This window comes from Eubacterium sp. 3_1_31 (assembly GCF_964249515.1).
Lineage (GTDB): Bacteria > Bacillota_I > Bacilli_A > Erysipelotrichales > Erysipelotrichaceae > Longicatena > Longicatena caecimuris.
In genome coordinates, this window is sequence record NZ_CAXUBY010000062.1 from 1 (window position 1) to 12,884 (window position 12,884).

The following is a 12,884-nucleotide window of genomic DNA, read 5'->3' on the forward strand; positions in this document are numbered from 1 at the left end:
ACAATCCTTAATAAGAAAGAAAATTCAACCATGCCTGTACATGGTTGAATTATAGCGACTGCCTGTCGCACAAAAAGACACAACAAGTAATTTGTTGTATCTTTCTTCTTACTATTTAAACGCATTCTTGAATTTTTCAAATGGACTTTCATGATCTTTACGATTACGTATCTTCTCATATAATTCCTTCTCTTCACGAGAAAGCTTTTTAGGTATTTCAACTGTGATTTCCACATACTGATCACCTTGCGAACCTCTAGGTGATTTTACACCCTTACCTTTCAAGCGGAACTGTTGTCCATATTGTGTACCTGCCGGTATGGTTAATTCTACATCACCATACACTGTTGGAACATCAATCTTACAACCTAACGTCGCATCAATCGCACTGATTGGTACACTGATTCTTATATCATTGCCATCACGGACAAACTGATTATGACGAGTAACTAAGATTTCGATATATAAATCACCATTAGGACCGCCATTTACACCACGTTCACCTTTGTTTGGCACACGAACCTGCTGACCAGATTGAATACCTGCCGGAATCTTAATATCCAGCTTTACACGCTTATGCTCATAGCCTTTTCCATGACATTTTGGACATTTGTGGGCAATCGTTTTCCCTGTACCATTACAATCCGGACAAACCGTTTGTGATTGGAAAACACCAAATGGTGTACGCTGCTGCTGAGTTACAGTACCTGTACCACCACAACGACTACAAGATTTCACATCAGATTTACTGCGTGCACCGCTGCCCATGCATTCATCACATTGTTCATCCACATCAATTGTAATCGTTTCGGTTTTACCAAAGATAGCATCCATGAAATCAATGCGCATTTGCATGAAACGATCATTTCCCTTACGTGGTCCATTGCTGGCACGGCGACTTCCACCGCCAAATCCTCCGCCAAAGAAAGAACCGAAGATATCGCTCAGATCTTCAAATCCACCGAATCCGGCGCCACCGCCAAAGCCCTGTGCACCATCCATACCGGCAAAACCAAACTGATCGTAGGTTGCCTTTTTCTGTGGATCGCTCAATACTTCATAAGCTTCATTTATTTCTTTAAATTTTTCTTCTGCACCCGGTTCTTTATTTATATCCGGGTGATATTTTTTGGCCATCTTACGATATGCCTTTTTTATTTCATCCTCGCTTGCACCCTTGCTTAATCCAAGGACTTCGTAATAATCTCGTTTTTCTGCCATGCTCATCACCTTCCTGAATTGCTTGTTATAAATAAATGATAAAATGTTCCATAAATATTCATGTTACATTTCTTCATACCGGGTTTTATTTTATCATACTTTGCCACAAATACCATTCTTTATTTTATTTATGACACATCATTCTCATTATGACAACAAACTCGCTATCATCTTAGATACCGTTTCTAACAACATACAAAACCTAGCGCAAGCACTAGGATTTGTAGTCGTCAAACATTTTATTTCTTTTCTTCAAATTCAGCATCTACGACATTGTCATCGTTAGCACCCTGTGCATTACCAGCATCGTTAGGATTTCCTGCCTGCTGCTGATACATCTGTGCACTAGCTGCCTGTGCTGCTTTTTCCAAAGCATCCAGTTTTTCTTTCACAGCTGCCATATCATTTTCATCCAGTGATTTCTGTAAATCATCACGCAATTTCTGTGTTTCTTCTTTCTGTTTTGCGTCAATCTTATCACCACTGTCAGCTAACATACCGTCAATCTGTGCAATAAAGCCTTCTGCACGGTTACGTAAATCAATTTCTTCTTTACGTTTTTCATCTTCTGCTTTGTGTTCTTCTGCTTCACGTACCATACGATCGATTTCTTCATCACTTAAACCGCTAGTATTCTGAATCGTGATAGACTGTTCTTTACCAGTACCCTTATCCTTCGCAGATACATGAACGATACCATTAACGTCAATATCGAAAGTTACTTCAATCTGTGGAACACCACGACGTGCTGGAGCAATACCATCCAGTTTAAACATACCTAATTCCTTGTTATCATTTGCCATTGGACGTTCACCTTGCAATACGCGGATATCAACGGCTGGCTGATTATCAGCTGCTGTAGAGAATACCTGTGATTTGCTTGTAGGGATAGTTGTATTACGTGGAATCAATACTGTCATGACACCACCCATAGTTTCAATACCTAAGCTCAATGGTGTAACATCCAGCAATAATACATCTTTTACATCACCCTGAATAACACCACCTTGAATAGCAGCACCCATAGCAACTACTTCATCAGGGTTTACTGAACGGTTAGGCTCTTTGCCTAAAGCATTCTTAACAGCATCCTGAACAGCTGGAATACGTGTAGATCCACCTACTAACAATACCTGATGGATATCGTTCTTTGTTAAACCAGCGTCACGCAGTGCGTTGCGAACAGGTTCCATTGTACGATCTACCAAGTGTTTTGTCATTTCATCAAATTTTGCACGTGTTAAAGTAGCTTCGAAGTGCAATGGTCCATCAGCACCAGCAGAGATGAATGGTAAAGAAATCTGTGTCTGTACCATACCGGATAAATCTTTCTTCGCTTTTTCACCGGCTTCTTTTAAACGCTGCATTGCCATTGTATCTTTACGTAAGTCAACACCGTTTTCTTTCTTGAATGTATCAACCATCCAATCAACAACAACGTTATCGAAGTCGTCGCCACCTAATTTCGTATCACCGTTTGTTGATAATACTTCAAAAGTACCATCTGCTAATTCCAGGATAGAAACATCAAATGTTCCACCACCTAAGTCATATACCAAAACTTTCTGTTCTTTTTCTGTCTTATCAATACCATAAGCCAAAGCTGCAGCTGTAGGTTCGTTGATGATACGTTCTACTTCCAAACCAGCAATCTTACCAGCATCTTTTGTAGCCTGACGCTGTGCATCGTTGAAGTAAGCAGGCACTGTAATCACCGCTTTTTCTACTTTTTCTCCTAAATAATCTTCTGCATAACCTTTCAAATACTGCAGGATCATCGCACTGATTTCCTGAGGTGTATACTGTTTTCCTTCCAATTCTACTTTTTCATTTGTACCCATTAAACGTTTTACAGATGAAACAGTATTTTTGTTTGTGACTACCTGACGTTTTGCGGCATCACCGACAATTCTTTCACCGTTTTTGTATGCGACAACAGATGGTGTTGTACGATTTCCTTCCGGATTTGTAATAACCTTACATTCTCCGCCATCCATCACAGCGACACAGCTGTTTGTTGTACCTAAGTCAATACCAATAATTTTGCTCATATGAATTTCCTCCTTAATTTATTCACTCACTTTTACGAGTGCTGCACGTAATACGCGATCTTTTAACATGTAACCCTTCTGCAGAACTTCAATGACCATACCGGATTCTACGCCTTCTTTGGCCTCCTGCATCAGTGCCTGGTGATAATTTGGATCAAATGGTTTATCCTGTGCTTCAATTACTTTGACACCTTCATTTTCCAAAATGTGTACTAGCTGCTGATAAATCATCTCAAATCCTTTCACATAATTTTTGATGTTAGGATCTTCAACCTTTACATCAAGTGCTCTTTCCAGATTATCCAATACCGGTAATACTTCAGTAGCGAATCCCTGGATACGATATTTTCGTACGTTGTCTGCCTCACTCTGCAAACGCTTCTTTAAGTTTTCTGCATCTGCATATGCCTTGAAATACGCATTTTTGCTGGCAGCAACTTCTTCCTTTAATTTAGCGACTTCTTCTTCTAATTCTTCAATGCGCTTGCGTTTTGAGAACTTCGCGCTTTTCTTTTCTTCTTTTTCTTCAGCTTTGGCATCTTTTTTTGCTTCTTTATCATCTGCCTTCGCATCTTTGTTTACTTCTTTATCCGCTGCCTTTTCGTCTTTGCCAGCTTCTTTTACTTCTTCGGTTTTACACGCTTCTTTTTCACAGTCACATGTTGTTTCTTGTTGCAATTCTTTTTCTTCCTGCATGATGACCTCCTATACTTCTTCCTGTCGATACAAATCTTCAAGAACCTTGCTCATATACTCCATCAAAGCAACGACACGGCTATACTGCATGCGGGTTGGACCAACGATCATCAGCTCACCTTCTTCATTGTCATTAACTTTGAACTTACTGCTGACAACAGCAACATCATTCATATGGATCAATTCGTTTTCACCGCCGATTTCAATTGCCATGTTGCCTTCGTGATTGGCAATCTGACGGAATAAAGAGCTGTCTTCCAACATCTTCATCAATTCCTTGAGCTTTTCGATATCTGCGAATTCCGGCTGGTATAACATATTGGTTTTACCGCTGCAATACACATGCTCCGTAGCGAATTTCATGAAAGCACTGACGAAGGCTTCAAACAAGACTTCATGTCGTGCGACATGACTAGCTAATAAAGGCTCAATTTCCTGCATGCGCTCCACGACCTCATTGATCGGTGTGCCGCTCAGCTTATCATTCAACAAATTGCAGCAGGTCTTGATATCGTCTATACTGACCTCGGTGTTAAAATGGAACGTTTTATTTTCCGTATGCCCATGGTCTGTAATAAAGACGGCGACTGCACTGCGTTCTGTCAAAGGAAATAGCTGAATGTGCTGCAAGGTTTGATACTTGCTTTCCGGTCCTAACACGACAGATGTTAATGATGTCATCTGCGATAGGATGTCACAGCTTTTCTTGACGATTTCATCCATTGAGTAATGGCGTTCCTTGAATACTTCCTGAAGAGAATTCTTAACTCCTTCATCAAGTTGCTTCTCCATCAGATGTTCAACATAGAAGCGATACCCTTTACTGCTTGGAATGCGTCCGCTGGAGGTATGTGTTTTTTCCAGCAAGCCGACATCCTCTAATGCAGCCATTTCATTTCGTATGGTAGCACTGGAACAAGTGAACTCTAACAAATCCATCAATCGCTTAGAGCCAACTGGTTCTGCTGTTCTGGTGAACTCATCAACAATTGCTTTAAATATGGATATCTGGCGATTTGTTAGCATGTCTTTCACTCCTTTCTAGCACTCCACCTCTATGTCTGCTAACAGTATATTCCTTTTTGTTAGCACTGTCAACACTTGAGTGCTAATATTTTTGCTATTTTTTTGCAAACCCTTTAAAATCAATGGTTTGCTGTATCTTATTTCTTTTGAAATTGTGATTTTTTCTGTTTTGACACCAATTTGACACCAATTTTTCTTTTTATGGTGTCAAGCGTTTAACGCCATGCTATCCAGTCTTGCAATCTCTTTTTCAATCCTTGTCAGCTCTCCGATATGGTTATACACTTCCATTGTTACATCTATATGGGCGTGTCCCATAATATATTGAAGAACTTTTACGTCCATACGGCACTCTGCCATTCTGGTACAAGCTGTGTGACGCATTACATGAGCTGAAAACTTTGGTAACAGCTCTGCTTTCCTATGCTCTTTTTTTGCTCTCTCTACTTCGGTTTTGTTATATGTGTCTACAATGTTATATAAAACACTATTTACGCCATTCGGCATAAGCGGTCTGCCCGATTTCGCTGTAAAGACAAACCCAGAATACCCGTCCACCTCAATGCTCTTATCCTTTGCAAGCATGAAATTGATTTTCCTTTGTTCCTCAAAGGCTTTTGCAACTTCTTGTGTCATAGGTATAATACGAATACCCGACTCCGTTTTTGGTGTTGAGATATGGAACTTGCAACCGTCGCCTAAATTCTTATAAATGAGCTGGTGGTCTACATTAACCGTTTTTGCCTTGATGTTTATATCTTTCCATGTAAGACCAATAAGCTCCCCACACCTTAACCCCGTACCAATCATTATGGTAAACATGGGATAATATGTGTTATAGACATTGCTCTGTTTTACAAACTCCATAAACTTTTCTTGTTGAGAAACAGTTAAGGCTTCTTTTTCCTCTGCTGGTTTTCCATAATCGCTAATGGAACTTTTTGCAGGGTTCTTTCGGATAATATCATCATCAACAGCCATTTCTAATGCAGGATAAAGCAGGTTGTGAATATACTTGATTGTAGAATAAGCATATCCAGCTTTGGAAAGTTTCGCATAATACGCTTTAATATGTGAGGGTAAAAGCTGAACAACTTTAATATTTCCAATCTCGTCTTTTACTCTGTTTTCCCAAGCACGAACATAACTAACTCTTGTAGTATCAGCCAGCTCACGAGTTGCCATATAACGCTCAAACAACGTGTTAAGCGTCATTTTTTTGATTGCTCCGTCTGTCAGTATGTTATCTTCCATATCCTTTGCAATCTGTTTCTCTTTTTCTCGAAGCTCTGGTAAATCTTGTGCATAGACTGTCAATCTCTTGCCTGTTCTTACATCTGTATAACGATAACTGTATCTTCCATCATTACGCCAGTTTTCGCCCTCTCTTAATTTTCTTCCTTTTGGGTCTTTTCTACTAATTGCCATGAGAACCATTCCTTTCTGAAAAAGCCTCTTTTCTTGTTCTCACAGCGTGCTTTGTCCTTTCTTATTATACTACACACGCCAGAGAACATAAATAGAAAATCGCTCTATTCTTCCAAATATATCAAGTATTTTTTGACTTTTTCTATGGAATAAAGAACCCTGCGACCTATCACAATTTTTGCTCCTGCCTGCTCGCCAATCTTTCTTGCAGTAGCACGACCACAAGATAACATAGCAGACAGCCCCTCTATATCAACAGCAATCGGCTGTTCCGTTGCTCTTATCTTCGTTTTATTCATATTCCAACACCTTACCTTGCTGGAACATCACATCATTTAACACATCAGTATTTAACATAATGTAACACCCCCTTACTGAGTGTCTATTTTATAAGTTACAGAAGCAGGCAGACGGCTTTGGAAAGCTCCGTTAGTATCTCAACTATTCCCATTCTTGTGGGCAGAACCGCACCATGCGGACGTATCATTATTCTGTGAGGATAGGTCGTGGCAAAACGACTTTTCCAACAGTCGCTCTCGGATCACTGCGTGGGGCGCTCGCTTTCTTTTGGAAAGGTCATGGCGTACAGTTCCTGTGGCTCGCTATCTCACAAACGTATCTGCCTGCTTTATTCAGTTGTCAAAGAACTATCGGCTATTCAGCCTATTAAAATCAACTTTCAGATTTTGATTTTAATAGAATGACAAGTGAAGTGGCAGGAAAGGGGGACGTGCCAGACTTCACTTGTATGTACTACATCACTACAATTTCAAAATTCATCAGCATATCAAGTAATGCTGTCTGAACTCTGTTTTTTAAATCTGCGTCTACCACCATGCAGACGTTACCGTGTTCGTCATACAATCTACGCAGACATAGTTTGGAAATGTAACCGTCATAAAATTTCATAACGGCTTCAATCGCTTCTGGGTCGCCCTCTGTTGCTGATAAAATAACTTCAAAAGGCAGATGTTCATATTTCTTCATTTGCGTTCCTCCATAATTTTTCTCATTGCTTCAAGTGTTTTAGTTCTGTGATACTGGACGTTAGAACGGGGAATTTTAATAAATTCGCTGATTTCACTATCCGACATATCCATAAAGTAGGATAACAAAATAATGTTGCGTTTCTTCTCTGTCAATGTTTTAAGGGCTTTGCTTAACTGGTCGTCCTCAACCCATACTTCAATGCCTAAGATATTGAATACAGTATAATCACTTTCGTATTTATCCAATTCTCCAAAACGTGATTGTTCATAATCTGGAATATCCGAAAATAAACATTCGTGTTTTTCACGCCTTTTCATATCACGGTAGCCTTTCTTTACTGCACGTTTAATTACTTTTTTTGAAAGGCAATCAAACTGTGCTTCAATGGCTTGTTTGAAAGAAGATGTTTTCATTTGCTCACCTCCTTTCCGTGCTGGATTGAAATAAACTTTTGTTTATTTCCCCCTTTCCGCACCCTAACTACCCAAAGAGGTGGCAAGCTACCAAGATTTTCAAAAAAATTTTTTTGAAAAACAAAAACAGCCCGATAATGTGTAATTACACAAACGGACTGTTTTATAAATTCTGATGATATGAATTTTTAACTCATATAAAGGGTGTAATGATTGTAATAGTGGACTGAAATATTTATCCAGTTGAGAACGGCAAAGCGTTCTTTTGTATGCAGTCATGGTATAGCCCCCTTTAACCAGAGCCATACCTTGCACTCACAAGAAAAAGGACAGTTCTGGTTATATCCAAAACCGTCCCGTTATTCTTCAAGACGCACAAAAGTATATTATCTAAGAACGGTTTTTTTTATTTACCGCACACGATAACAACTTTTGAATTATTACTGCATACTATATGCACTTTTAATACATTCTAAATACATCACATGAAGTATAAACTCATGCTAGGTGATTTAAAATGAGAAAAGCAAAAGAAACACAAACTTTTGATTTCAGACCTTTAGGGCTGGCAATCAGAGAAGCCCGTGAAAGAGCAGGGCTTTCTCGTAATGATTTAGGCGATAAAGTGTTCTATGGAGAACGTCATATCGCTGATATTGAAAATATCGGGTCGCACCCTAGTTTTCAATTATTCCATGATTTAGTTACCATGTTCAATATATCAGTTGATGAATATTTCTATCCAGCAGAGAATGTCGTAAAAAGCACAGCTCGCCGTCAGATAGAAACTTCTCTTGATTTATTGAGCGATAGCGAATTAAAAATCATTCAAGGTACGATTGACGGTATCTTGAATAGCAGGGAAAGCAAGAAGTAATCAGCTTCTTGTTTTCTTTTTTGTCTTTGATACTCTTATTTGCTAATCTGCTCCGCAGGTAACAAATAAGAGCCGACAATCTACAAGTTACAATAACCTATAAATTATCGGCTCTGCGTCTTAGCGTCTGGCTCTTTGATAACAGTTACTTTTCCATACTTTATATTGATTAAAGTTTCAGCTTTGCACTTCGGACAATACAATGGGAAATTTATTAGTTCTGTATCTTTCCGTATTCTTGTTCGTGTTTTGTTACTACAAACAGGACATAGTACCCATGACTGTTTTTCCACAACACCACCTCTTTATTTCTTTGAATTTCTTATTTTGAATACTCTTTTTGTCATCATTTTCGTTCCTATATGCGAGTAAAGGTACAATTTAAGTTTTGACATATTCTGCGTATGCTTAGAAAAAAGTATATCGGGAGAAGAAAATATACCATAATCATCAACAACAGCTTCTTTCTGAATAAAAACATCGTTTCCCGTCCAAGCAATATTAACTGTTTCCAAGTCTTTAGTTGCAATAGCAAATTTTTTGAATATACCTTTATATTCAGTATATTTTTGTTGTACTGTGTATAAATAGTCTTTATCGATTATTACACCTTCTAAAGCAATCCACTTATCATTAAAGAAAACTTCTACCCATGTATGCAAAATATATTTAGGTGCTAACAAATAAATAATTTGGGGAAGTGCTCCCTTTTGAAAATCTTTTGACACATTAAAGGCGTGTAATCTGCACGGTATATTAACTGAACGTAATAGTGCCATTAAAAGTGTTGCTTTAGTATTACATTGTCCGAAACCATCTTGTAAAACTTCAACCGCACTCAATATATCCGTAGAGTTATATCCAAATAAAATATCATTTTGAACAAACTCATAAATGTTTTTTATTTTATGAAATTCGTCTAATTCCAGCCAGCCTTTTTCCCTAACTAAATCACTAATCTTAGCAGAATTAAAATTTAACATTTTCGTTTCTTTCAAATATTCTTCCATAATAAAGCTCCTTTCTTCATGGCTTTATTATATTTTAAATTTCATTAGTAAACTTTCAAAAATTCGCTATCTTTTAACGATAATGAAACGGTCATACCCATCATTTTTTTTACTGTACTTGCAAAATGGGACGGACTATCAAAACCAGCAATCATTGAAGCCTCCGTGATATTTCTACCAGCGAACAATTCATCAAAAGCCCGTTCCATTTGATGTAATATAATATAGGACTTTAAAGGTATTCCAGTTTGTTCTTTAAATAAATGTGATAATCTGCTGGAAGATAAAAATACATTATCTGCTAAATATTTGATACTATGGTCGGTGCATTTACAAGTGTCTAAAATCTGGAAAATGCTAGATATTCTTTCATCATACGTGTGTTTATACATAGATAGTTCTAAATAATTTAATAGATATTTGTAAAAATATTTATATTGTTCAACATTTGTACTATGTAATAACCTTTTAACTTGCCTGCTCAATTCGTATGTATCTATTTGGTCATAAATCAAAAAATCTTTTTCTCCCATTTTATCAATAAGTTTTTTTCCATACACAGATGTTGGGTCAATAATCGAAGAAAAATACAATTTCCCCTTTGCCGAAAAAGAATGTGCAACATTTTTATTTACAACTATAACATTACATTTAATCCGTATGTCTTTGATAACTATTTCCACATAATCGTCAACACCAACAAATAACTGTAACATCAAATGACTATGTGTATCAGCGTCTAAATGATTTGTAATCATGCTTATTTTATCTGTATCCCAAAAGATTTTATTTACAACTTTCATAAAATGCCCCCAAAAAAGTTCCCAATCCCAAACTTTTGTCTTTTTCGTAATCTGCCATAATCAAACTTCCTTCCATTAATAGCGGTCGATATTTCCACTGTAATTATGGGCTTTTTCAAGAAGCGGTCCTTTTGCGCCCATTGTAAATGCAATATCGCTACTTCTAATACACAATAACTCATTTCCTACATTAAGATGTAACTGTTCAAGTAATTGTGGTGTGAATTGAATACTTCCATTTTCTTTTACAACAAGCCATGTATATTGGCGACCTTTATATGTAATCAATGTCCCTTGTGGAATAGACTGGTTTTTTAACTGTGGACATTCATGTAAAATATGACTTAGCTTTGATGTAGATAGCAAAGAATATGTCGTTACACAAAATCCTCCAGTAACCTTACTTCCCGTGAAAATAATAATTTTATTATCATTCAGCACTCGATATTCTTTAAGTGCTTGTGTTGGAAATTGAACAGTTAAATTATCGTGTATCAAAGATAACCCAAATACAAATTTCCCACCTTTATTTAATTGCGGCATAAGCACAACTCCTTTCTATCTTCCATTTTTCAAATATTCGTGATACAATCAAAATAAAAGTAATACAACCAAATACTACTCTATATATAGAGTATATTAAACTGTTGTATTTGTCAAGGAGTGTAAAATATATGTTATCAAAACCAGCAACTATGCTTTTAGGGCTTATTAGCCATCAACCACTTAACGCCTATGAAATTGTCAAAACTTTAGACTACATGAATATCAAGTATTGGTTTAATATCGGTACTTCTACCGTATATGCAACGATTAAAACTTTAGAGAAAAAGCAATATATCACTGGCGAAGTACAAAAGGACGGTAATATGCCCGATAAAACAATCTACTCAATCACAGAACAGGGGACGGCTACATTATTAGATACCTTGAGAACTTCTTTTTTGAAATTCGATTATGATACAAATATCTTTTCTATCACAGCATTCTTCCTTGATTGTTTACCCTTAGAAGAACAAAAAGCACTATTAGAAAAGCGTATGTTTGTTTTACATGAATACTTGTCAGGTATTCAAAAACAAGATACAGAAGAATGGGAAGAACGGGTCAATTCATATCATATCGCCAATCTTCAACGCATGACGGATATTGTATTAGCTGAAATCAGCGGTACAAAACGCCTTATAAAAGCTATAACAACTAAATAAAATATATATGAATATGGCTTGCAGAGCATACAGTGTATGACGCAAGCCTTTTCCTTATCCTACAATCTTCCAGTTACTATCTTTATGTAACACAAGCTCATACTGTGATATTTGCGTTGCCTTTGTTTGATTATCAAGGAATTTCACGGCTACTTTGACTTTCACATTGTCCCCGTCCTTTGTAAAGATAGGGTTTACCAGTTCAGAATAAAGGTAGTCCCTGCCGATAGGCTCAATCACATTTCCCGATACATAGTAGGCAAGCTCTTTTTCTGTGGCTGTTGGATAGAGATTAAAGAATGTTTCCAGAAATGTGGTAGCGTCATTTACCGTATCAGCGTCCAGATTTCCGTCTGCTTCTGGTGTCTTTGGCTCATAGTACGACTTTTCGATTGCTGGTGCAAGGGTAGGGTTCTGAACGATTACCATATCCCCGTCAGCGTCTACATGGACTTCTACGGTATAGGTTGCCTTGACATTTCTAGTCTGTTCTCCCTCTTTTATCTGCTGATCTACTTCGTAGGTAGCAGAAAAAGTGTCCGTCCCCGACTGCTCAATATTCCACACAAGCACATCTGTAACTGTGGAGCTGGTCGGTATATCCGTTCTAATGGTATCCACATTCAAGTCCTGCAATTCCTTTGTCAGATAACCGCTGATTGCCTGCGTCCTTGCTTCAATCGCTTCTTTGCTATTATTCCATGTGTAGTAGGACTTCGCAAAGTTCTTCACGAAATTTTCAATCCCGTTGGTGTCCTGCAAGCGAAGTTCAATGATTTCTTTTTCATGGGTGGTATGCTGGTCGATAGCCGTAAAATTCTTATACACTCCGAAGCTCACGCTTGCGATAAGCACCACCCACAACGCAATCAGGGTTTTCTTATGTGTGCCTACCTTAACAGTACGCACCTTTTTTTCTTTTGGTTCTTTGAGAGTTTCTGTCTGTTTCTTATTCTTCTTAAACATATTTTCAAGTCCTTTCTATTGTTTTACTCGTCCTGCACCGATTAAGTGCTGTTGCCAGTAACTACCGCTTAGGTCTGAATATCCTATCGGGTCGCCTGCATGATATATCTGGTTATTCCCTACATAGTAGAGTAGGAAAGCACCGCCTTTCCTTATTTCTAGGGTAGGTTTGTGCAGTCCTCTCCCCGAACCGTG

Annotated in this window: 15 protein-coding genes and 1 pseudogene; 2 read left to right on the forward strand and 14 right to left on the reverse strand. The window is 37.8% G+C overall.

The features are described 5' to 3' along the window. Window positions 1-111: 111 nt before the first annotated feature. From dnaJ to ACESSZ_RS15370, 8 genes are all read right to left on the reverse strand, one after another. The gene (gene dnaJ / locus ACESSZ_RS15335) at window positions 112-1,227 is read right to left on the reverse strand and encodes a molecular chaperone DnaJ (protein ID WP_008689022.1); all 1,116 of its coding nucleotides are present in this window, start codon (window positions 1,225-1,227) and stop codon (window positions 112-114) included. A 233-nt stretch (window positions 1,228-1,460) separates the two neighbouring features. After that, window positions 1,461-3,272 (reverse strand): molecular chaperone DnaK, encoded by a 1,812-nt coding sequence (dnaK, locus tag ACESSZ_RS15340; RefSeq protein WP_008689023.1) that lies wholly within the window; start codon window positions 3,270-3,272, stop codon window positions 1,461-1,463. Window positions 3,273-3,290: 18 nt separating this feature from the next. Further along, window positions 3,291-3,968: a nucleotide exchange factor GrpE gene (grpE, locus tag ACESSZ_RS15345; RefSeq protein ID WP_008978934.1), complete on the reverse strand. Its 678-nt coding sequence runs from the start codon at window positions 3,966-3,968 to the stop codon at window positions 3,291-3,293. Window positions 3,969-3,977: 9 nt separating this feature from the next. Further along, on the reverse strand, window positions 3,978-4,994 hold the full coding sequence (hrcA, locus tag ACESSZ_RS15350; RefSeq protein WP_020991171.1) for a heat-inducible transcriptional repressor HrcA: 1,017 nt from the start codon (window positions 4,992-4,994) through the stop codon (window positions 3,978-3,980). A 207-nt stretch (window positions 4,995-5,201) separates the two neighbouring features. Beyond that, entirely contained in the window at window positions 5,202-6,422 is a 1,221-nt protein-coding gene (locus ACESSZ_RS15355; protein ID WP_176254358.1) for a tyrosine-type recombinase/integrase, read from the reverse strand. A 104-nt stretch (window positions 6,423-6,526) separates the two neighbouring features. Next, the gene (locus tag ACESSZ_RS15360) at window positions 6,527-6,721 is read right to left on the reverse strand and encodes a hypothetical protein (protein ID WP_101880270.1); all 195 of its coding nucleotides are present in this window, start codon (window positions 6,719-6,721) and stop codon (window positions 6,527-6,529) included. 454 nt (window positions 6,722-7,175) lie between these two features. Continuing rightward, window positions 7,176-7,409, reverse strand: coding sequence for a helix-turn-helix domain-containing protein (locus tag ACESSZ_RS15365; RefSeq protein WP_176254357.1), 234 nt, complete (start codon window positions 7,407-7,409; stop codon window positions 7,176-7,178). After that, a complete protein-coding gene (locus ACESSZ_RS15370) occupies window positions 7,406-7,825 on the reverse strand; it encodes an RNA polymerase sigma factor (protein WP_106622564.1) in 420 nt (139 codons plus the stop codon). The genes ACESSZ_RS15365 and ACESSZ_RS15370 overlap by 4 nt, the downstream gene beginning before the upstream one ends. 517 nt (window positions 7,826-8,342) lie before the next feature. Here ACESSZ_RS15370 and ACESSZ_RS15375 point away from each other — a divergent pair. Then, complete coding sequence (locus ACESSZ_RS15375; RefSeq protein ID WP_176254356.1) at window positions 8,343-8,702, forward strand: helix-turn-helix transcriptional regulator; 360 nt, start codon at window positions 8,343-8,345, stop codon at window positions 8,700-8,702. Between the two features lie 104 nt (window positions 8,703-8,806). On the opposite strand, the gene ACESSZ_RS15380 is transcribed toward ACESSZ_RS15375, so the two are convergent. From ACESSZ_RS15380 to ACESSZ_RS15395, 4 genes are all read right to left on the reverse strand, one after another. Next, window positions 8,807-8,995 (reverse strand): cysteine-rich KTR domain-containing protein, encoded by a 189-nt coding sequence (locus ACESSZ_RS15380; RefSeq protein ID WP_025477909.1) that lies wholly within the window; start codon window positions 8,993-8,995, stop codon window positions 8,807-8,809. A gap of 12 nt (window positions 8,996-9,007) precedes the next feature. Further along, window positions 9,008-9,712 carry a transglutaminase-like domain-containing protein gene (locus tag ACESSZ_RS15385; protein WP_499842883.1) on the reverse strand — a complete coding sequence of 235 codons (705 nt, stop codon included), beginning with the start codon at window positions 9,710-9,712 and terminating at the stop codon, window positions 9,008-9,010. Between the two features lie 44 nt (window positions 9,713-9,756). Next, window positions 9,757-10,515, reverse strand: coding sequence for a helix-turn-helix domain-containing protein (locus ACESSZ_RS15390; RefSeq protein WP_343018103.1), 759 nt, complete (start codon window positions 10,513-10,515; stop codon window positions 9,757-9,759). A 75-nt stretch (window positions 10,516-10,590) separates the two neighbouring features. Then, a complete protein-coding gene (locus ACESSZ_RS15395) occupies window positions 10,591-11,058 on the reverse strand; it encodes a hypothetical protein (protein WP_176254353.1) in 468 nt (155 codons plus the stop codon). Between the two features lie 131 nt (window positions 11,059-11,189). Between ACESSZ_RS15395 and ACESSZ_RS15400 the strand changes: the two genes are divergently transcribed. Continuing rightward, window positions 11,190-11,723: a PadR family transcriptional regulator gene (locus ACESSZ_RS15400; RefSeq protein ID WP_176254352.1), complete on the forward strand. Its 534-nt coding sequence runs from the start codon at window positions 11,190-11,192 to the stop codon at window positions 11,721-11,723. A 54-nt stretch (window positions 11,724-11,777) separates the two neighbouring features. Here ACESSZ_RS15400 and ACESSZ_RS15405 read toward each other — a convergent pair whose 3' ends face one another. After that, complete coding sequence (locus tag ACESSZ_RS15405) at window positions 11,778-12,689, reverse strand: conjugal transfer protein (RefSeq protein ID WP_343018104.1); 912 nt, start codon at window positions 12,687-12,689, stop codon at window positions 11,778-11,780. A gap of 15 nt (window positions 12,690-12,704) precedes the next feature. Continuing rightward, window positions 12,705-12,884 (reverse strand): annotated as a pseudogene (locus ACESSZ_RS15410) (hypothetical protein); the annotation flags it as partial.

What these genes read in the sequence shown, in the direction of transcription:
- ACESSZ_RS15375 (WP_176254356.1), top strand. Translation starts at nt 8,343, where the DNA reads ATGAGAAAAGCAAAAGAAACACAAACTTTTGATTTCAGACCTTTAGGG.
- ACESSZ_RS15405 (WP_343018104.1), bottom strand. Translation starts at nt 12,689, where the DNA reads ATGTTTAAGAAGAATAAGAAACAGACAGAAACTCTCAAAGAACCAAAA.
- ACESSZ_RS15360 (WP_101880270.1), bottom strand. Translation starts at nt 6,721, where the DNA reads ATGAATAAAACGAAGATAAGAGCAACGGAACAGCCGATTGCTGTTGAT.
- hrcA (WP_020991171.1), bottom strand. Translation starts at nt 4,994, where the DNA reads ATGCTAACAAATCGCCAGATATCCATATTTAAAGCAATTGTTGATGAG.
- dnaK (WP_008689023.1), bottom strand. Translation starts at nt 3,272, where the DNA reads ATGAGCAAAATTATTGGTATTGACTTAGGTACAACAAACAGCTGTGTC.
- ACESSZ_RS15355 (WP_176254358.1), bottom strand. Translation starts at nt 6,422, where the DNA reads ATGGCAATTAGTAGAAAAGACCCAAAAGGAAGAAAATTAAGAGAGGGC.
- ACESSZ_RS15365 (WP_176254357.1), bottom strand. Translation starts at nt 7,409, where the DNA reads ATGAAGAAATATGAACATCTGCCTTTTGAAGTTATTTTATCAGCAACA.
- grpE (WP_008978934.1), bottom strand. Translation starts at nt 3,968, where the DNA reads ATGCAGGAAGAAAAAGAATTGCAACAAGAAACAACATGTGACTGTGAA.
- dnaJ (WP_008689022.1), bottom strand. Translation starts at nt 1,227, where the DNA reads ATGAGCATGGCAGAAAAACGAGATTATTACGAAGTCCTTGGATTAAGC.
- ACESSZ_RS15395 (WP_176254353.1), bottom strand. Translation starts at nt 11,058, where the DNA reads ATGCCGCAATTAAATAAAGGTGGGAAATTTGTATTTGGGTTATCTTTG.
- ACESSZ_RS15400 (WP_176254352.1), top strand. Translation starts at nt 11,190, where the DNA reads ATGTTATCAAAACCAGCAACTATGCTTTTAGGGCTTATTAGCCATCAA.
- ACESSZ_RS15370 (WP_106622564.1), bottom strand. Translation starts at nt 7,825, where the DNA reads ATGAAAACATCTTCTTTCAAACAAGCCATTGAAGCACAGTTTGATTGC.
- ACESSZ_RS15390 (WP_343018103.1), bottom strand. Translation starts at nt 10,515, where the DNA reads ATGAAAGTTGTAAATAAAATCTTTTGGGATACAGATAAAATAAGCATG.
- ACESSZ_RS15385 (WP_499842883.1), bottom strand. Translation starts at nt 9,712, where the DNA reads ATGGAAGAATATTTGAAAGAAACGAAAATGTTAAATTTTAATTCTGCT.